The sequence below is a fragment of the Pseudomonas sputi genome (genome assembly GCF_021603585.1).
Lineage (GTDB): Bacteria > Pseudomonadota > Gammaproteobacteria > Pseudomonadales > Pseudomonadaceae > Aquipseudomonas > Aquipseudomonas sputi.
In genome coordinates, this window is the sequence record NZ_BQHI01000012.1 from 57,154 (window position 1) to 76,513 (window position 19,360).

At 60.0% G+C, this 19,360-nt stretch carries 11 protein-coding genes; 6 read left to right on the plus strand and 5 right to left on the minus strand.

Translation table 11 applies throughout. The features are described 5' to 3' along the window. Position 1: 1 nt before the first annotated feature. Together xseA and L6D81_RS17650 are read right to left on the minus strand one after the other, a co-directional pair. Positions 2 to 1,381 (minus strand): exodeoxyribonuclease VII large subunit, encoded by a 1,380-nt coding sequence (xseA, locus tag L6D81_RS17645; RefSeq protein WP_007956669.1) that lies wholly within the window; start codon positions 1,379 to 1,381, stop codon positions 2 to 4. Positions 1,382 to 1,391: 10 nt separating this feature from the next. Beyond that, positions 1,392 to 2,279, minus strand: a complete 888-nt coding sequence (locus L6D81_RS17650; protein ID WP_236181237.1) for a LysR family transcriptional regulator — start codon at positions 2,277 to 2,279, stop codon at positions 1,392 to 1,394. A gap of 100 nt (positions 2,280 to 2,379) precedes the next feature. Here L6D81_RS17650 and L6D81_RS17655 point away from each other — a divergent pair, with 100 nt between their 5' ends. The 4 genes from L6D81_RS17655 (at position 2,380) to guaA (ending at position 7,031) form a co-directional block, all read left to right on the plus strand. After that, entirely contained in the window at positions 2,380 to 3,147 is a 768-nt protein-coding gene (locus L6D81_RS17655) for a sulfite exporter TauE/SafE family protein (protein ID WP_236181238.1), read from the plus strand. A 73-nt stretch (positions 3,148 to 3,220) separates the two neighbouring features. Then, on the plus strand, positions 3,221 to 3,769 hold the full coding sequence (locus L6D81_RS17660; RefSeq protein WP_236181239.1) for a sugar ABC transporter ATPase: 549 nt from the start codon (positions 3,221 to 3,223) through the stop codon (positions 3,767 to 3,769). A gap of 115 nt (positions 3,770 to 3,884) precedes the next feature. Beyond that, the gene (gene guaB / locus L6D81_RS17665; RefSeq protein WP_011335798.1) at positions 3,885 to 5,354 is read left to right on the plus strand and encodes an IMP dehydrogenase; all 1,470 of its coding nucleotides are present in this window, start codon (positions 3,885 to 3,887) and stop codon (positions 5,352 to 5,354) included. A gap of 99 nt (positions 5,355 to 5,453) precedes the next feature. After that, complete coding sequence (gene guaA / locus L6D81_RS17670) at positions 5,454 to 7,031, plus strand: glutamine-hydrolyzing GMP synthase (RefSeq protein WP_011335797.1); 1,578 nt, start codon at positions 5,454 to 5,456, stop codon at positions 7,029 to 7,031. Between the two features lie 131 nt (positions 7,032 to 7,162). On the opposite strand, the gene L6D81_RS17675 is transcribed toward guaA, so the two are convergent. The 3 genes from L6D81_RS17675 to L6D81_RS17685 form a co-directional block, all read right to left on the minus strand. After that, entirely contained in the window at positions 7,163 to 9,235 is a 2,073-nt protein-coding gene (locus L6D81_RS17675) for a TerD family protein (protein ID WP_236181240.1), read from the minus strand. Between the two features lie 311 nt (positions 9,236 to 9,546). Then, on the minus strand, positions 9,547 to 13,920 hold the full coding sequence (locus tag L6D81_RS17680) for a membrane-targeted effector domain-containing toxin (RefSeq protein ID WP_236181241.1): 4,374 nt from the start codon (positions 13,918 to 13,920) through the stop codon (positions 9,547 to 9,549). A 206-nt stretch (positions 13,921 to 14,126) separates the two neighbouring features. Next, complete coding sequence (locus L6D81_RS17685; RefSeq protein ID WP_236181242.1) at positions 14,127 to 17,237, minus strand: membrane-targeted effector domain-containing toxin; 3,111 nt, start codon at positions 17,235 to 17,237, stop codon at positions 14,127 to 14,129. A 195-nt stretch (positions 17,238 to 17,432) separates the two neighbouring features. Here L6D81_RS17685 and L6D81_RS17690 point away from each other — a divergent pair, with 195 nt between their 5' ends. Together L6D81_RS17690 and tadA are read left to right on the plus strand one after the other, a co-directional pair. Further along, positions 17,433 to 18,809 carry a multicopper oxidase family protein gene (locus L6D81_RS17690; protein WP_236181243.1) on the plus strand — a complete coding sequence of 459 codons (1,377 nt, stop codon included), beginning with the start codon at positions 17,433 to 17,435 and terminating at the stop codon, positions 18,807 to 18,809. Further along, positions 18,809 to 19,306, plus strand: coding sequence for a tRNA adenosine(34) deaminase TadA (gene tadA / locus L6D81_RS17695; protein ID WP_236181244.1), 498 nt, complete (start codon positions 18,809 to 18,811; stop codon positions 19,304 to 19,306). Before L6D81_RS17690 ends, tadA begins: the two co-directional genes overlap by 1 nt. Positions 19,307 to 19,360: the final 54 nt, after the last annotated feature.

The window sequence follows — 19,360 nt, forward strand, 5'->3', positions numbered from 1 at the left end:
ATCAGTCCAGTAAAGAGAGGGTGACGGGCGTCAGGTGATTGTCCTCGACGCGCACTTGCAGTTCGCCTTCGCCCAGTCTGGCCTTGAGGCGTTGGCCGGTGTGGGTCTGCGCGGCGTTGCGGATCGCGTTGCCGCGTTCATCCAGCAGAATGCTATAGCCGCGACCCAGGGTCGCCAGCGGGCTGACCACGTGCAGGGTCTGCATCTGGCTTTGCAACTGTAAACGGCGGCGTTTCAGACCTTCGTTCATCGCACGTGGCAGGCGTTCGGCGAGACTGTCGAGACGCTGGCGCAACAGGGCCAGTTGGCGTCCCGGGTGTTGCCCGGCGAGGCGGGTTTCCAGGCGGATCAGGCGTTCGCGGCGGGTATTGAGCTGGCGCTCGAAGGCGCGGCGCATGCGCATGTCCAGATCATCCAGACGCTGTGCCTGCTGGCGCAGACGTTCGCCAGGATGGCGCAAGCGGCGGGTCATGCCTTCAAGGCGCAGGCGATCGCGCATCAGGCGGTCACGCATGCGCATCACCAGCCGGCGATGCAGGCTTTCGACCTGCCGGATCAGGTGGCTGGAATCCGGGGCAAGCAGTTCAGCCGCAGCGGACGGCGTCGGTGCGCGCACGTCCGCCACGAAGTCGCTGATCGACACATCGGTTTCATGGCCGACTGCACTGACGATCGGCGTGACGCAGGCGTCCACCGCGCGGGCCACGGCCTCTTCGTTGAAACACCAGAGGTCTTCCAGCGAGCCGCCGCCACGGGCCAGGATCAGCGCGTCGAAACCACGGGCATCCGCGAGTTTGAGGGCGCGGACGATTTGCGCGGTGGCTTCGCGGCCCTGAACGGCGGTCGGGATCAGCGTCAGCTGTACCTGCGGTGCGCGGCGGCGGAATACGCTGATGATGTCGCGGATCACCGCACCGGTCGGCGAACTGATGATGCCGATGCGCTGCGGGTGAGCCGGCAGCGGTACTTTGCGCTCGGCACTGAACAGGCCTTCGGCGCTGAGCTTTTCCTTCAAGGCATCGAAGGCCAGACGCAGGGCACCGTCACCGGCCGGCTCCACAGTGTCGAGGATCAACTGATAGTCGCCACGCCCTTCGAACAGCGAGACCTTGCCGCGCACCTTGACTGCCAGGCCATCCTTCAGTGCCTGCCGCACGCGCGCGGCATTCTGGCGGAACAGCGCGCAACGCACCTGCGCGCCGCTGTCCTTGAGCGTGAAATACACGTGGCCGGACGCCGGGCGGGCGAGGTTGGAGATTTCGCCTTCGACCCAGATGTTGCTGAACACGTCTTCGAGCAACACCCGTGCGCGGCCGTTGAGCTGGCTGACGGTCAGGACTTCGCGGTCCAGGCCGAGTCTTGCAAAGGGATCTTTAATCATGGGGCGCAGTTTAAAGGCATTCGCCGGTGAATGTCTGGAGGAAGTGTTGCACCAGAGGCGTGGGATTTTGCCGAGACGCGAGGGCGACGGTGCTTTGGCAATCGCCGGTCAGTGGCAGGAATCTCACACCGGCAGGCGCAATGTCCTGCATCGATTCCGGCAGCAGAGCGATGCCGAATCCGGCCTGGATCAATTGCAGCTGTGTGGTCTTGCGCGACATCACCCGCGCAGCCTGTGGGAAGAAGCCGTGACGCATGCACAGCTCGGCGCACAAATAGCTCAGCCCGCCGCGCTGCGGGTGCGGGATAGAGATGAACGCTTCGTCCTTCAATTGCGCCAGGTCGACGGCGTCCGCCAATGCCAGTCGATGATTCGCCGACACGGCAAGCAGCAAGCGTTCGGTGTAGAGCGGCACAATTTGAACACCTTCACGCTGACGCAACACCGGCAGGCGCAGAAGGCCGATATCGAGGCGGCCCTCGGTCAGTTCTTCAAGTTGTGCTTCCGATGACAGCGTGCCGATATCCAGCGAAACCCCGGGCTGCTGCTCCAGGTAAGCGCTCATGTCGCGCAACAATCGGCCACCGATCGGTACGGTACTGGAGTGACAGACACGCAAGGTACCGCGCTGGCCCTGGCCGATTTGCGTGGCCAAAGTGCTCGCCTTGTTCAATTCATTGAGCAGGTTTCTCGCCCGGGGCAGGAACGCTTCGCCAGCGGCGGTGAGCCGGGGCTGGCGCGCGGTGCGTTCGAACAGCGGCGTGTGCAGGCGGGTTTCCATGTCCTTGATCTGCCGGCTCAGCGCCGACTGAGCAATGAACAGCCGTTCGGCTGCGGCACTGAAGCTGCCGCTCTCGGCGATTTCCACGAAGTAGCGTAATTGACGGGTTGAAAGCACGAGGCATGCCTTTTCGAGATGGCTTGGCAGTTTCGATGATATTAGTCGCAACCCTCGGCGCTGGCTAAAGTCATCGCAGGCTTATTAAGGAAGCGAGCGAATGAGTGGGGCGGGGTTGTTGAGCGAATGGTCGTGGGGCGCGCAGGGCTGGGTGGTGATCGGACTGGCCATCGCGCTGGCCTACATCGTGTTTGGGATTGCCGGATTCGGTACGGCGCTGGTGGCGGGGCCGATTCTGATTCTGTTCATGCCGCTGTCGAAGATCGTGCCATTGCTGGTGCTGCTGGATTTTGTCGCGGCGTTCGGCAACCTGCTGCCGTCGCGGCGGGATGTGGCGAAACCGGAACTGCTGCGGCTTCTGCCGTGGATGGCGGTGGGGTGCACGCTGGGGGTGATTTTTCTGCTTAACCTCAAGTCCGATCTTTTGCTGCTGTTGATGGGATTGTTCATCAGTGGCTACGCGGTTTACAGCTTGTGGATCAGGGCGCGACCGGCGCAGTTGTCTGCCGGGTGGGCGTTGCCGATGGGGACGGTGGGCGGGCTGTTCGGCGCATTGTTTGGCAGTGGCGGCTTTCTTTATGCGATCTACCTCAACAGTCGACTGCCCAAGGACGCGGCGCGGGCCACGCAAAGTGCGCTGATCAGTTGCAGCACGGTGGTGCGTTTGAGCCTGTTTGCCATCGCCGGGGTATATGCCGAGCTACCCTTGTTGATGCTTGCGCTGTGCCTGATGCCGGCCATGGCGCTGGGCTTGTGGGTCGGGCGGCGCTTGACCATGCGCTTGTCCCGCGAGGCCTTCGTGCGGCTGGTGACCTGGCTGGTGCTGGCGAGCGGGATTGCGCTGATCGGCCGCTATTTAAGCACTTGACCGGATTTTGTCAGGGATTAAGCTGCCGGCCGCGTTCGTCGCAGAACATCCTTTGACGCAGCAGGCTTGCACCATGAATTCCCAAAGCATCATCGTCCCGAAAATCTCCAATCTGCCGGTGCATGAACCCCGGGCCCGGGCGATTTTGCGCTGGCTGGTGCGCAAGAACATCGTCAAGGAAGAACTGAGCACCTGCGGGCGTACCGGCAATCGCATGGCCTACGCCATCGCCGATGGCGCCCGCGCGGTGGTGCTGCACCCCGAGGCGCTGCCGTTCGGTGAGCCGATCAATGGGCTGGAGGTCATCACCAAGCGTTGCATCTACACCCCGGCCAAGGGTTTTCTCGAAGAGGCCGGTTGCGCCGAGTGCCGTCAGGAAATCGGCGAAGCGCTGTTCGAAAGCCTGGAAGACTGGATGCCGGGGCGCACCGACAACTTCACCTGTCCTGAATGCGGGCATGAGGACGACATCAACGGGTTCCTGTTTTTGCAGGAATGTGGTTTTTCCAACCTCGGTTTCATCTTCAACAACTGGCTGGAGGCGGGCTTCAAGCAGAGTTTTATCGACGAATTCGCCGACTGGCTGGATCAACCGGTGAGTTGGGTCAAGGTCGAGTTGTAGGGGGCGTTTTTCCCGTACATCAGCAACATTGATATAAGACAAGTTTTACATTGAGCCCGGTAGGGTGTCTGAGTATAATGGCGCGCTTCCATTTTCCCGCTCGGGAGCCCCCGCGATGCTGCGTATCAGCCAAGAAGCTCTGACCTTCGACGACATTCTCCTAGTGCCCGGTTATTCCGAGGTGCTTCCTAACGAAGTCAGTCTGAAGACCCGCCTTACCCGTGGCATCGAGCTGAACATTCCTCTGGTTTCTGCCGCCATGGACACCGTCACCGAAGCCCGTCTGGCAATCGCCATGGCTCAGGAAGGTGGCATCGGCATTATCCACAAGAACATGACCATCGAGCAGCAAGCTGCCGAAGTTCGCAAGGTCAAGAAGTTCGAAGCCGGTGTGGTCAAGGACCCAATCACCATCGAGGCTGACGCCACGGTTCGTGATCTGTTCGAACTGACCCGCATGCACAACATTTCCGGCGTTCCGGTGCTGCACGATGGCGACCTGGTCGGCATTGTCACCTCCCGTGACGTACGCTTCGAAACCCGTCTGGATGCCACCGTTCGTGAAGTGATGACGCCCAAAGAGCGTCTGGTCACTGTTCGCGAAGGCGCCGACAAGAACGAAGTCCGCGAGCTGCTGCACAAGCACCGTCTGGAAAAAGTCCTGATCGTCGACGACAAGTTTGCCCTCAAAGGCATGATGACCGTCAAAGACATCGAAAAAGCCAAGGCCTACCCGCTGGCCAGCAAGGACGACCAGGGTCGTCTGCGCGTCGGCGCGGCGGTCGGTACCGGTAAAGACACCGGTGATCGCGTTGCCGCACTGGTCAATGCCGGTGTGGACGTGGTGGTGGTCGACACCGCACACGGTCACTCCAAAGGCGTGATCGACCGCGTTCGCTGGGTCAAAGAGAATTTCCCTGAAGTGCAGGTGATCGGCGGCAACATCGCCACCGGTGCCGCTGCCAAGGCTCTGGCCGAAGCTGGCGCCGACGCCGTCAAGGTCGGTATCGGCCCTGGCTCGATCTGCACCACCCGTATCGTCGCCGGTGTCGGCGTTCCGCAAATCAGTGCCATCGCCAACGTCGCCGCAGCCCTTGAAGGCACTGGCGTTCCGTTGATCGCCGACGGCGGCATCCGTTTCTCCGGTGACCTGTCCAAGGCCATTGTGGCCGGTGCGTCCTGCGTGATGATGGGCTCGATGTTCGCCGGTACTGAAGAAGCGCCGGGCGAGATCGAACTGTTCCAGGGCCGTTCGTACAAGGCTTATCGCGGCATGGGTTCGCTGGGCGCCATGTCCCAGGCTCAAGGTTCCTCCGACCGTTACTTCCAGGACTCCTCGGCAGGCGCCGAGAAGCTGGTTCCGGAAGGCATCGAAGGCCGTGTTCCTTACAAGGGCACCCTGAGCGCGATCATTCACCAGTTGATGGGCGGTCTGCGTTCTTCGATGGGTTACACCGGCAGCGCCAACATCGAAGAAATGCGCACCAAGCCAGAGTTCGTGCGGATCACCGGTGCCGGCATGGCCGAATCCCACGTCCACGACGTGCAGATCACCAAGGAAGCGCCAAACTACCGCGTAGGTTGAGGCTTCAAGCAAAACGTTAAATGACCGGGGCTGTTTTATTCAGCCCCGAGTTGTTTCTGAATCAAGACTGTTTCTGAATTACTTAGACGAGACTGAATCATGGCCCTCGACATTCACGCTCACCGCATCCTGATCCTCGACTTCGGTTCGCAATACACCCAACTGATCGCTCGCCGCGTGCGCGAAATCGGTGTGTACTGCGAACTGCACCCGTTCGACATGGACGAGGATGCGATCCGCGAGTTCGCGCCAAAAGGCGTGATCCTCGCCGGCGGTCCCGAGTCCGTGCACGAAGCCAACAGCCCGCGCTGCCCGCAAGCGGTGTTCGATCTGGGCGTACCGGTCTTCGGTATCTGCTACGGCATGCAGACCATGGCCGAGCAACTGGGCGGCAAGGTTGAAGGCTCCGAGCTGCGTGAGTTCGGTTATGCCCGCGTTGACGTGGTCGGCAAGAGCCGTCTGCTCGATGGCATCGAAGACCACATCGACGCCGACGGCCTGTTCGGCCTCGACGTGTGGATGAGCCACGGTGACAAGGTCACCAAAATGCCGAGCGATTTCCACATCCTGGCCAGCACCCCGAGCTGCCCGATCGCCGGCATGTTCAACGACGAGCGCGCTTACTACGGCGTGCAGTTCCACCCGGAAGTGACCCACACCAAGCAGGGCGGTCGCATCCTGTCGCGTTTCGTGCTCGACATCTGCGGCTGCGAAGCCTTGTGGACTCCGTCCAAGATCGCCGAAGACGCCATTGCCAACATCCGCGCGCAGGTCGGTACCGACAACGTGCTGCTGGGCCTGTCCGGCGGTGTGGATTCCTCGGTGGTTGCGGCGCTGCTGCACAAGGCCATCGGTGATCAGCTGACCTGCGTCTTCGTCGACAACGGGCTGCTGCGTCTGCACGAAGGCGAGCAAGTGATGGCCATGTTTGCCGAGAACATGGGCGTCAAGGTGATCCGTGCCAACGCCGAAGACCAGTTCCTGAACAACCTGGCCGGCGAAGCCGATCCAGAGAAGAAGCGCAAGATCATCGGCCGCACCTTCATCGACGTGTTCGATGCCGAATCCTGCAAGCTGGACAACATCAAGTACCTGGCTCAGGGCACTATCTACCCGGACGTGATCGAGTCGGCTGGCGCGAAAAGCGGCAAGGCCCACGTGATCAAGTCGCACCACAACGTGGGCGGCCTGCCGGAAGAGATGAACCTGAAACTGGTCGAGCCACTGCGCGAACTGTTCAAGGACGAAGTCCGTCGTCTGGGCCTGGAACTGGGCCTGCCGTACGACATGGTCTACCGTCACCCGTTCCCGGGCCCGGGCCTGGGCGTGCGGATCCTCGGTGAAGTGAAGAAGGAATACGCCGACCTGCTGCGTCGCGCCGACCACATTTTCATCGAAGAACTGCGCAAGGCCGACTGGTACCACAAGGTCAGCCAGGCCTTCGTCGTGTTCCAGCCGGTGAAATCGGTAGGCGTGGTCGGCGATGGCCGTCGTTACGCCTGGGTCGTGGCCCTGCGCGCCGTGGAAACCATCGACTTCATGACCGCACGTTGGGCACACCTGCCTTACGAACTGCTGGAAACCGTTTCCGGCCGCATCATCAATGAAATCGAGGGTATCTCGCGCGTTACTTACGACGTGTCGAGCAAGCCGCCGGCGACGATTGAGTGGGAATGATCCCGCGTCGCGCCCTCTAGAATTCAAGGTTGGATTCGCAGAGGCGCAAAAGGGGTTAAAGAAAATGCCAGTCAGTTAATCTGACTGGCATTTTTGTTTTTGGGCGGAAAGTGTGGAGGCGGGCGCGGGTATTAGAGGAACTGCGACCGAATCAAATCCGTATCGAACGGTGTTATCCCTTGATCAGGTGCAAACACCGCTTGTGCCTGCTGCGGCGAAGCCACTCGTTCGCCTCGTGCTCGCACATGCAAATCGAACAATGTCTCCAGATCAGGCCGTGGTGTATGTACCAGAGCCCGCAGCATCAACGATATTCCGCTGAGGTTGTTCCCGACATTGTTCCACCGGGGAGCTGAAGTCAGTCCCAGGTCGGCCCAGATCACGCGCCGCTCTTGCAAGTCCATCACAAATGGCAGACAGATCTGTGTGTCGGACGCGATATCGATTCGATCAAACACGGTTCGCGGCTCGAATATTTCACCCGATGCCGTATCGGCGCGGGCCATCCAGCCAGCGAAGCATTCGGGAAGGTCGCAGTACGGCTGTTCGGTGAACGAGTTGATAGACGTGACGACGTAACGGATACCTTTCTCGACGAGGACGTCAAGATCGAGGTCGATGAACTCGGAGGCCCCGTTGGGCGCGTCGACGATGTCGCCGCTGTGGTAACCGCCGAAATCCCTCAGGTTGTAATACGCGACCGTTTGTTTGAATACGAAGTTGGTGTCAAAAAATGCAGCGGACAAGTCGATGTCGGTGCGCGCACCACCATTCTTCCACCACAGGAACAGGCGAATGAAACGTGTGTCGGGCATCGGCAAGCGACTTCCTCGCACCAGCGTGCGCAGTGACTTCGATGAAGCACGCTGCGCCAACGGTACCCGGTAATCGCGTAACGCTGGATCGATGAAACAGCGGCCCAATGGCGGCAGTGACGCGAAGCGCTTTACCAGAGCGTCTTCACAGATTCGCGCTGCGCGCGCCAACACTTCAGATGTGAGAGGTTCGCGGCGATCCTGGATGCCAAAGATTTTGGCGAATGAACCTTTCGGTGTGAAGGCCCGAAGAGGCAGGGGGCGCGGCGCACGTGACTGGGCCAGCAACTGCAGCAGGACAGGCGAGGACACTTGTGGTGCAACAGCCTCGAACGCATCGAGAACCGGCTCCGGTTCCGTCGCGCGCCGCAGTGTCGCGTCCAGCCGTCGTGCGAACTCACCGGGACGGCTTTGTAGCACGGGCACAAGCTCGGCAATCTCGCGCTGGGCGAACAGTGTTTCGACACGTGAACCAAACGAGGCTGGCGATTCGTTGCGACGCGCTGCGGTGATGGCGGCCAGCGCTCGTGGGTACTTATCGGCGTAGTCACCCGGATGAAGCACTTCAGTCAGGCGTTTCCATCGCTCGGCTTGCCGCATAACGTCTTCTCTAGCGTTGGGTAATCGATCGAGCAGACTCAACAGCAGACGGCGCATCGAGCGCTTCATCGCTTTGAAACGTGTCGTGGCGGTGGCCAGTGACACGTCTCCGTCATTCAGTGCAATTGCAAGTCGAAGCACGTCAGTCGCCGTTTCGACGTTTTGCTCCAGAAATGCGTCCACCCGAGCATCGCCAGCGACATGCAGGATCAGTGCGCCGCCAATCTGTGCCCGGATCTCCCGGAACGGGATGACCTCAGGCAGCAGACGGAACACATCACTTTTGTACTCGCGGATAAACCACGCGACATCGGCCGCTTCCTCTTCGGAGAGCGAAGTGCGTGATGCAGCCAGCGACTCGAGCAGTGACTCGAATTCAGGGATGCTTCCCGGTTCGATAACCCAGGGTATGAAGTTGCCTTCAAGCAGTGGAGGTCGAGATTCTTCAGTCGCTGGTAAACGTCGAAGCGAGAGGTAATGCATGACGGCGTTAAGGTACAACTCGGCTTCTGAGGCCGTCAGAACCTGCTCCGGAAAGTCAGGATAAAACGGCCGGTGGTGCACATGAGCGCCACTCCTGCGCCGAAGAACTCTGACAATGTCACGCAACCAGTACTTGAGTTCTGTCGCCGACAACAGGCCGATTTGTTCAATCAGAGGCTCTGACAGTACGCATCGGAACGCCGCGATTTCCCGGATAGCCGACGCGACCTGAGCGCGCGTGGCACCGCCAGTGCCCATCGGGACGTGAACTTTGCTACGGCGACGCAGGAACAGCTCCTGATTCATGCTTGATTTTCTCCTTGAGGCGCCGTCGTGGACGAGCTGCAGCATCGTATCTACAGCTGATGTAAAAACGCCTGCAAGCAGCAGGCGCGGTGTGGAGAGCGGAACCCCTAGGTCATCAGGGGTTTAGAAGGAAGGTGTTCCATAGCCACGCGGGCATTCTACGGAAGGTAGTCCCTGTTTGTCAGGCTGGTGCGAATCTCAACGGTAACTGACTGCTTCACTAGAGGGGCTGACCACGCCCTGAAGGCATAAACGCAGGCGATTCAAAAAGCCGTGTGAATCAGTGATTCACACGGCTTTTTTGTGTTCAGTTACAAGGGTTTCGACCAGCCGGCCAGCGTCATGCCGCGTTGATCAAGTGCCTTGAGCAGCGCATCGATGCTGTCGAAGCGTTTTTCATGGAGTGTGGGCCATGATGGGCGTTCGATGAAAAAACGACCGGATTCGAACTCGATCGGAGTCTGCACCATCTGGTTCTCGCGGGATCGGTGGCACAGGAGGGTTTGCCGAGGTTCTCGCTTCAAGGTGTACATCCCCGGTCGGGTCAGCAGTTTTTCCAGTTCCGCTTTTGTTTGCGCATACCAGGGCGTTTCTACCTGCAGACGCAAGTCGCCTCTGGCCACGCCTGCCGAGGCGCCATTGTCGTCGAAAAACGTTTTGCCCGGATCGGGTTCGATACCGTTCGAGTGCCCTTGGGCCACATCCTCGACGCGCAAACCAGCAGCGCCTTCCAGCTCACTGACCCCCGCGACACCTTCAAAGGTGTTGGAGTGGGAGTTCCCCATCAGCGCCACCCAGCGGTGTGCACCGCGTGCTGCCTGATCTGCGCTGATCACGGTCCGGGCATGGAAATTCATCATTTTTTGCCGGATCGCCAGTTCGCGTGTGTTCATCCCGCCCAGCTGGTAACTTGCCATGCAGTCTATAGCCTGAACCCGGATGCCATGCTTGTTTGACTCGATTACCAGGTTGAGAAAGGTATAGCGCCCGGTTGGATCGGTCAGATGTCCCAGGTCCTGACTGATCAGATACCACTCAAGACTCCTGGGCATTACCGATGTCCTGGCAAAGTTGTCCAGTGCCGCCTGGTGGAAGTCTGTCAGCAGATGTTCCAGATAGATTGTTTTTACACCGTTCCTGGCCAGGGTTTGCATATTGTCGATAAGAAACTGTTTGGCGCCGATCTCTGAATGGCTCTCGCCGACAACCAGACCTGAAAACTCTTCGAATAGCCGGGCGATGATGGTGGGGCCTGACGAGGCAGGGTCCAGTGGCGGTATGGCCGGGCGCGGGGGGAGGGGTGGATCCGCGTAAAAGCGGACAGCATCCTGTTGCAGTTGTGCTCTCAGGGACTTGAAGTCGGCATAGGCTTCGGCGGATTCGTTGACCGCAAAAGCGTCTGACAGCAGGAGTGGTTCATGGCCGTTGACCGCTTCCGTCAATGCCTGGCGGTGCTGAGGCGGGATGTCATAAGGCGAAGCGACCTGCGGCGTATCCGTCACCGTCGAAGCGGGGGCAGACATCCCCGTCGCGCTGCCGGCCGAGGCTGAAGGCGTGGGCTGCGGTTCGCCGACGACAGGTGATCTGCCGGGCGGCGCCTTGGGATCGATGCGGACCCGCATCAGACTCAGGCCTTCATCCTCCAGCGCCTGGCACAGTGCCTGGACACTCTCGAAGTGGCGACCACTGATAGAAGTCCAGCGTGGTCGTGTCACGAAGATACCGCCTCCATCTTGCTGGACAGGCGTGTTCACCAGTTGGCCGTTACCACTGCGATGGACCAGCATCGACTGGCCGTTTTCGACCTTAAGCATGAACATGCCTGCGCGTGGCAGTGCCTCGTCGAGCGTGCGCGCCGTGGTGAGGGGGGCAGGCGCTTCCAGTTGCAGTCTCAAGTCACTCTTGATCTGGTCGACGGGCCGTTTCAGCAGATCGAATATTTTCTTGCCAGGGTCGGTCGTGATTCCGCGCACCAGGCCTGGATCAACCTCCTCGACACGCAGCGAGACGGCGCCTTCCAGTTCACTGAGCCCGGAGACATTGCCCATGGTGCTGGCGCGCTCCTGATCGACCAGTGCGACCCAGCGATGTGCGCCTCTGGCTGCCTGGTCCGCACGGATCACGGTGTCGGAAAAGTAATTCATCATCTTCCGGCTACTGATCTCGGATGTTTGCTCCATGAGCGGAAAGCGCCGGCTGGCCATGCAGTCGAGGGCCTGCACGCGGATATGATTCTTCTGTGCGGTCCTGACCAGTTCAGTGTAAGCGTGGGGTGAGGCCGGATCAGTGCCGAAGCGGGAATCCAGAAATTTCAGATAGTCTTCCAGCGCGGGGGACATCTTGCCGGTCTTGTGGAAGGTATCGAGATCCAACTGATGAAAATCGGTCAGCAGATGATCCAGGTACAAGGTCTTGACCTTCTGTTTGCTCATGACCTTCAGGTTGTCGATCAGCACTTGCCGGGCGCCCGAGGTGGCGTTGTCCTGACCGATGACCAGGCCGGGCGCTTCCTTGAGCACGCGCTTGCTCATGTCGGAAAAGGAAGTGCCGGTCTTGAGTGCAGGCACCGTTGGACGCGGTGGCTGATTCGGGGCGGCATAGAAGTTGATGGCGTCGTCATACAGACTGCGGCGAGTGGTTTTGAACGCCTGATAGAGGCGGTCACTGCCTTTGACGCTGTCCAGCGGAAAGTCATCGACGCGGGCTTCTGCCAAGGGCTGCATCGTCGTTCTGGATGAGCCGGGGACATCATAGGGCATCGGTTCTGTCGAGACATCGGGCAGCGGATCGGCCGTGTGCCCCCAGGGCCACTCGCCGAAAATTTTCATACCGCCCCTGAGTCCGGGGCGTGCGACAGTCTCCCATTGGCGCGCCTCATTCAGGCGCACCGGCACGTTGCGATAAAACGAATGGGGATTGGCCGGATCGATGATGACCCAGCCACGCATCTGTTCGACGTAGCGAACCTGATAAAAGCCGTCGCCGGAGGCACGGCGCATGTAGATGTACTGCTTGCCGGATGCCGTCTGAATGATGTCCTGAAATTTGAGATTACCGGCTTCGATCCGCGTCCCCTCGCCGGGAACCGTCTTGAATGACGCGAGAAAATCTTCGGGTTGTGCAGGTAGCACTTGCTTCGGTGCGATTTGCGCCAGGTCAGGCAGTGGCGAACGAGCTGCGGCCGCTGCGGCAAGTTTTTCCTCTGCTGCAATGGACAGTCCGGTTTGAGCAATGGCTTCCTGCGAAGCAATGACGGTATCGGTCTCGGCGATCTCCGGCAGTCGACCACTGCCTTTGATAAACGTAGCGTTGAACAGCGTATCGATGGCGGTAAATAGGGCGCCGGTCACGGCGGCCTTGCGCGCCTGAGGGGTCTTGCCATTGACCGCTTGATCGATTTGCAGACCGACGTTGGCGATACCGGCACCGACAACCGCCAGCGCCACCGGCCAGCCAACCGCTGCCATGGGACCAAACATTCGATTAAAGGCGTTGAGGTAACCGATCCACAGCTTTTTTCGCAGATCGCCATTGGTATGCATCATGAACTCCGCATCGCTGATCATGCGGGCCTGGGTGGCTGTCGACAGGAAAGAAAAGATGTCCTTGTCCAGCGCGTCGCCGGTGTGGGCGACGAGCGTGTGATCATCGCTGTCCCAGGTACTGACCAGCAGGTCCAGTACATGGTTGAGCCCGACATTCTCGATATGCGGCGCGCGCCAAAGCTCCGAAACGATTCCAATCATGGGCTCCAGGAGCCCGAGCCAGCGCCGTTTTGCGACGGCTCGCCAGGACGTGTCCTCCATGATGTCGTGATCGGCGACCTGGAAATGCGCCATGAAGCGCTTTCGATCCGAAGGCGTTCTGATCTGCGACAGTACCCACCAATGCAGGTCGCGAGCGTTCTGCAAGGCGTGTACACCCCAGATTTCTCCCGGTACGTACAGGATTGCGCCGCCCTTGCCATCGGTGATGCACAGGATGTCGGTCGCAACGAAGCCGCCGATTTTCAGCAGACCCACGCGCAGGCCATCGGGCGGCAATGCCTCATCCTCAAGCATCTTGCGTGTGACCGGCCAGCTCACATTGCCGGCGATGGCTTTGACAGCCACCTTGAAATTGTCATCCGACAGCCGACCGCTTTCGCGATCTTCCATGGCCTTGGCCAGAAAGGTGCATTTGGCCAGCGTGCGGAATGTCGTGCCGTGTTTGTTCCAGAAAGAATCCACTTTTTGCCGGTAGCGGTCGGCAAAGTTGATCGCCCAGAATGCCTTCAGCACATCGCTGCTGTGCAGCCGCACTTCGTTGGTTTCGTTGTAGGTGCTGGCCTGCGGACCGGCGGTGTAGAAACCGGCATCGGAATCCAGGAGGTCGGCGTTGTCCTGGTCGTGCACGCTGAATCGCTGGATCACCAGTTGTGGCAGTGTCATCGATTCGCGCGGGGTTTCGAACAGGTGCTCCCAGCCTGTAAAGGTTCGGGGGCTGCTCTGGGCCGCCCGAAATCGATGCCAGTAAACCTGCTCCGGTTCCAGATCCTTGATGCCATGACGATCAAGAATGTCCCTGGCAATCGCGCAAGCCATTTCGTACATGTCGGGGCAGGCCTCGACCAGTGCCGGCACCAAGGCCCTGAGCGCCTTTCTGTCATCGGAGTTGGGCAGCGTGATGTCGTTTGTTGTGTCCACAGTCTTTCCTTGAGCGTGGTGGTTGAAAAAACACCGCGATCATTTCAAGTTCAGACGAGAGTCGTCTGTCAGACGCGAGGACTGTCTGTTGTCGTATCAGATCAAAAGGTGGATAGGAAAACTCCGCAGCGAAGGCATGCCCCCGACCCGGGCAAGCCGAAGGAAGCGTGCCCGGTGTCGGAAAAGAATATCGCCTCGTCGTTGGATCAGTTCGGCAGGCGGCTTTGCAATTGCAGGCCCATTTGTTTCAGTGCGCTGGATAACTGTTCAAGGTTTTCGTAAGGAATACGATGAATCGAAGCCCAGGATGGCCGATCGATGTAATAGCGTCCATCAGCGAAGGTCTGGATCGGGGTTTGCACCATCTCTCCATTTACGCTGCGGTGAAACAATCGGTAGGTGCCTTGAAAGCGTTCAAACACATACATGCCCGAGTGATAAAGCAGTCGGTGTAACTGCAACTCGCTTCGGCTCACCGGTGGCGCTTCCATTTTTAGCAGCATGTCGGCGTACAGCGGATCGGAGTTTCCGCGCATCGTTGCTGTCTGCGGGTGCGGGCCTCGTTCGAAGTCGATGCCCGGGTCTGTCGTCAACTGTTCGCCTTGCCCCGGATCTACCTCTTCAATGCGGATCCCGATCCCCCCCTCCAGCTCGCTGATGCCGGCAGCGCCCCTGAATGTGTTGGTGTTTTCCACCCCCGTCAGCACCACCCATTTGCCGACGTCATTCAGCGATTTGTCCATGAACATGATGTCGGCTGTAAGGTGATTGGTCGCGATCTGTTCTTGTGGTCGGGTCAGCGAAACGGGTTTTCTATACATCGCCGTACAGTCGGTAGCCTGGACCCGAATGCCGTTCTGCCTGGCACTTTTCACCAGTGCCAGTTCGTCGAACTGTGCCGCCGGGTCGGTGCCGAGCCGGGCCAGGTACTTTTGCAGGTCGTCGGACATGACCCCGGACTTGAAATAGCTGTTCAGGTCAGCCTGGGCGAAGTCGCTGAGCAACCGGCGTACGTAGAGGGTTTTGACCCCTTGGCGCGCCAGAACGGGCATGTTTTGAATGATCAGTCGCATGCTGGTGATGCGCCCCGGGGTTTCGCCGATAACCAGGCCCGGCGCGGCCTCGAGTGCCTGGGCAATGAAATCCGCGAAGGTCGTTGAAGGAGTGACAGCAGGAATCGGCGGGCGGGGCGGCAGGTTCGTCCATGAAAGATCGTGGTAGAAACGTCTCGCGGAAAACAGCAGGGCTCTGGCCTTCTCGGTGAAATTCGGGGTGTATCGATCCGATGCGATCAACCCGCCATCAGGGCCGACCTGCAGCTGAACATGCGTTTCGCGCAATTGCATGGCCCATCGTTTCAGTTCCTGCTGACGCGCGGGGTCGACGTCGTACGGCGTTCTGACCAGGCGGATGTCGTTTGTTACAGGCGAAGCTGAAGTCGAAGGCTGAGGTTCGGCGGTCACTGGCGTTTGTGGGGCCGATTGCGGCGGGGGTTGTTCTGTTTCTTCGGCGGCCGTCTCGAGCGTGTCGAGTTCCATGGCCACCTCCAGGGTGCATTGTTTGCCGAGACACTGACCGCCGCCCTTGAGCCCCAGTGGAGTCATCCGTTCCCACACACCTTCACTGTTCAATCGCACCGGTAATGCATGAATCAGCTGATGGGGTTTGCCCGGGTCGACGATCGCCCAGAATCCGCGACCTTGTGAGTCGTTGAAGTACCGCACGTAATAAGCTGCGTCGTTCATCACGATTGCACAGGAAGGCTCGGTGTTCAGCCTGTAGATCCCCTGGTATTTGCCGGGCTCCGATACCGGTGTCAGTCCGTCCAGCACTTCGTTGGACTGATACTTCTGCGGGACCCTGGATCGCGGCAGGGTCTCGGACGGGCCGGGCGACAGCTCTTCCATGGCAGGAACAATTTCGTTCGGATGCTCCGACTCCAGTTCCGATGCTGCACCGGCGTCAGTCACTTCGCTTGATTCGATCGCTTGCAAAGACTCATCAAGCTCCGCCAGTGCCCCGGTTCCCTTCAGGAACGGGATATTGAGCAGCGCATCGATACCACTGAGGACCGCTGCGAGAACACCTTCCTTGCGCTCCCCGGCGGTTTTGCCGATTACCGCCTTGTCAATGTTCAGGCCCATGTTCGCAAGGCTGGCGCCAATCACCGGCAATGCGACAGGCCAGCCCACCATGGCCATCGGTGCGAACACTTTCAGGCCGGCACTGAGGTAGCCGATCCACAATTTCTTGCGCAGATCGCCATTCGACGTCAAAGACAGGTCGGCTTCGGCAAACATCGCATCGCGAGTGGAATCGCGAAGCCAGGTGAATGCATCCCCTGTTATTGCCCGTTCCCTTGAATTGACCAAATGATGGTCACTGTGGCTCCAGGTGTTGACCAATCGATCTGTCAGATCATTGATGTTCTCGCTGATCGAGTGTCGGTCGGCCAGTTGGAAATGATCGAGAAGACGTTCACGGGGCACGTTGTCTTTCAATTGTTGCAGGGCCCACCAGTGAAGAGCGGCGGGCGTGTCCAGCACGTGGAACGCGTCGCTGTTTCCGGGTACATAAACAATTTGCCTCCCCTGCGAGTCGATGATGCGCAGCATGTTGGTGGCCACATGACCGTCGATTTCCAGCCTGCAGACCCGTAGGCCATGACCGGGCTCGGCTTCGCATTGCAGGGTGTGCAGGTTGACGGGCCAGGTCAGCGGGCCGCACAGCGCATTGATCACTGCCTGAAAGTCTTGGTCACTCAGGTGGCCGAGATCTCGCGCTTCGATGGCTTTATGGAGGAAGCTGCATTTGGCCAGGGTGCGGAACTCGCTGGCGTGACGGCTCCAGAAGGTTTGCAGTGTGTTGCGGTAGCGCTCGCTGAAGTTGATGTTCCAGAAGTCGTTCAAGACCTCGTTGCCGTGCAGGCGCACTTCGTTGGTTGCATCGAAGTTTTCGGTTTCCGGGCCCGCGGTGTAAAAACCGCCATAGAGATCCAGCAGGTCTGCGTTGTCCTGATCCGTGGCGCGAAACCGGTGAATGACCAATTGCGTCAGGGTCAGGCTTTCATAGGGCTTTTCGCCGTAGTGCTGCCAACCGGTGAATGATACGGACAGGCTCTGGGCGGTTCTGAATCGGTGGAAATAGACATGATCGGGGTCGACGCCGGTCATGCCGTGTCTTGCGAGCAGCTCGGTGGCAACCTGACGGGCCGTGTCATTCAGGCTCGGACAAGCTGCGACGACTTGCGTGGCCATGTTCCTGAGGGCGGCCTTGTCGGCGGCGTTTGGCAGGGGACGGGGATCTGCTGGGGTCATTCGCTCTATTCCTTGAGAGAGAGGTCGACAGAGTCACCCATTCACGCAGGGACCCTGCGGTATCCATGTACCACCCGCCCGATCAAACTGCGGCCATCCGCCGCGTCACCCTTACTGTTTCGCAAGCGCAGGTGTATCGTATTCGCCTTTTGCGGGCGCCCTGGCCTGCGGTTGATATGTGAGGTAGTTGTGTCCATGTCCTTTTCCCGTCGACAAATCCTCGGTGGCCTGGCCGGTCTTGCAGTGGTTGGCGCGGGAGCCGGTGGTGCGACGCGTTACTGGCTGGGCAAGGTGGCCGATGCCAATGCGGGACATGACTACGAGTTGATCGCCGCCCCACTGGACGTCGAGCTGGTGCCGGGGCACAAGACCCAGGCCTGGGCTTTCGGCCCGTCGGCGCCGGGCACTGAGTTGCGCGTGCGTCAGGGCGAGTGGCTGCGGGTGCGGTTCATCAACCATCTGCCGGTGGCCACCACCATTCACTGGCACGGGATTCGTCTGCCGCTGGAGATGGACGGCGTGCCGTACGTGTCGCAATTACCGGTGCTGCCGGGCGAATACTTCGATTACAAATTCCGGGTGCCGGACGCTGGCAGCTACTGGTATCACCCGCACGTCAGCAGCAGCGAAGAACTGGGGCGCGGTCTGGTCGGGCCGTTGATCGTCGAGGAACGCGAGCCGACCGGGTTCAAATACGAAAAGACCCTGAGCCTGAAAAACTGGCACATCGACGACGAGGGCAACTTCGTCGAGTTCAGCATCCCGCGCGAAGCGGCCCGTGGCGGTACGGCGGGGCGGCTGTCGACCATCAACGGCGTGCCGACTCCGGTGATCGAACTGCCGGCCGGACAGATCACCCGTGTACGCCTGCTCAATCTCGACAACACCCTGACCTATCGCATCAACATTCCCGGCGTTGAAGCGCAGATCTATGCGCTGGATGGCAACCCGGTCGAGCCGCGCCCGTTGGGCAAGGAATACTGGCTCGGCCCCGGCATGCGCATCTGCCTGGCGATCAAGGCACCGCCGGCCGGCGAGGAACTGTCGCTGCGCAACGGTCCGGTTCGATTGGGCACCCTGCGTTCGGTGGCCAACAACGACGCGCCGACCGACTGGCCGAAAGCACTGCCGGCCAACCCGGTGGCCGAGCCGGACCTGGCCAGGGCCGAGAAACTCAACTTCAATTTCGAATGGGTCGGTTCGGTGTCGGTGAATGTCGACAACGGCAAGCCACCGAGCCTGTGGCAGATCAACGGCAAGGCCTGGGACATCACCGACAAGACCTGCGCCGACCGGCCGATCGCCAGCCTGAAACTGGGTCAGAGCTATATTTTCGAACTGAAGAACATGACCCAGTATCAGCACCCGATCCACCTGCACGGCATGAGCTTCAAGGTGATTGCGTCGAACCGGCACAAGATCGTGCCGTACTTCACCGACACGTATCTGCTGGGCAAGAACGAGCGTGCGCAAGTGGCGCTGGTGGCGGATAACCCGGGGGTGTGGATGTTCCACTGCCACGTGATCGACCATATGGAAACCGGCCTGATGGCCGCCATCGAGGTGAAGTGATGCGCCAGATTCGCCCCGCGGCGATCATCGACCGCAGCCGTGACCGCGACTTCATGCGTGAGGCGCTGGAACTGGCGGCACAGGGCGCAGCCCTCGGCGAAGTGCCGGTGGGCGCGGTGCTGGTGCAGGATGGCGAGATCATCGGTCGTGGCTTCAACTGCCCGATCAGTGCCAGCGACCCGAGTGCCCACGCGGAAATGGTCGCCATCCGCGCCGCCGCTCAGGCTGTCCGCAACTATCGCCTGCCGGGCAGCACGCTCTACGTGACGCTCGAGCCGTGCAGCATGTGCGCCGGGCTGATCGTGCATTCGCGGATTGCCCGCGTGGTGTACGGCGCGCTGGAGCCCAAGGCCGGGATTGTGCAGAGCCAGGGACAGTTCTTCACTCAGGGCTTTCTCAACCATCGAGTGTTGTATGAAGGTGGGGTGCTGGCGCAGGAGTGTGGGGCGGTGTTGACCGAGTTTTTCAGGGCGCGGCGCGCGAAACCGGCAGACTGAACACACATCCAATGTGGGAGCGGGCTTGCTCGCGAATAGGGAGTTCCAGGCGAC

What these genes read in the sequence shown, in the direction of transcription:
- L6D81_RS17685 (WP_236181242.1), bottom strand. Translation starts at nt 17,237, where the DNA reads ATGACCCCAGCAGATCCCCGTCCCCTGCCAAACGCCGCCGACAAGGCC.
- xseA (WP_007956669.1), bottom strand. Translation starts at nt 1,381, where the DNA reads ATGATTAAAGATCCCTTTGCAAGACTCGGCCTGGACCGCGAAGTCCTG.
- guaB (WP_011335798.1), top strand. Translation starts at nt 3,885, where the DNA reads ATGCTGCGTATCAGCCAAGAAGCTCTGACCTTCGACGACATTCTCCTA.
- tadA (WP_236181244.1), top strand. Translation starts at nt 18,809, where the DNA reads ATGCGCCAGATTCGCCCCGCGGCGATCATCGACCGCAGCCGTGACCGC.
- L6D81_RS17655 (WP_236181238.1), top strand. Translation starts at nt 2,380, where the DNA reads ATGAGTGGGGCGGGGTTGTTGAGCGAATGGTCGTGGGGCGCGCAGGGC.
- L6D81_RS17690 (WP_236181243.1), top strand. Translation starts at nt 17,433, where the DNA reads ATGTCCTTTTCCCGTCGACAAATCCTCGGTGGCCTGGCCGGTCTTGCA.
- L6D81_RS17675 (WP_236181240.1), bottom strand. Translation starts at nt 9,235, where the DNA reads ATGAATCAGGAGCTGTTCCTGCGTCGCCGTAGCAAAGTTCACGTCCCG.
- guaA (WP_011335797.1), top strand. Translation starts at nt 5,454, where the DNA reads ATGGCCCTCGACATTCACGCTCACCGCATCCTGATCCTCGACTTCGGT.
- L6D81_RS17660 (WP_236181239.1), top strand. Translation starts at nt 3,221, where the DNA reads ATGAATTCCCAAAGCATCATCGTCCCGAAAATCTCCAATCTGCCGGTG.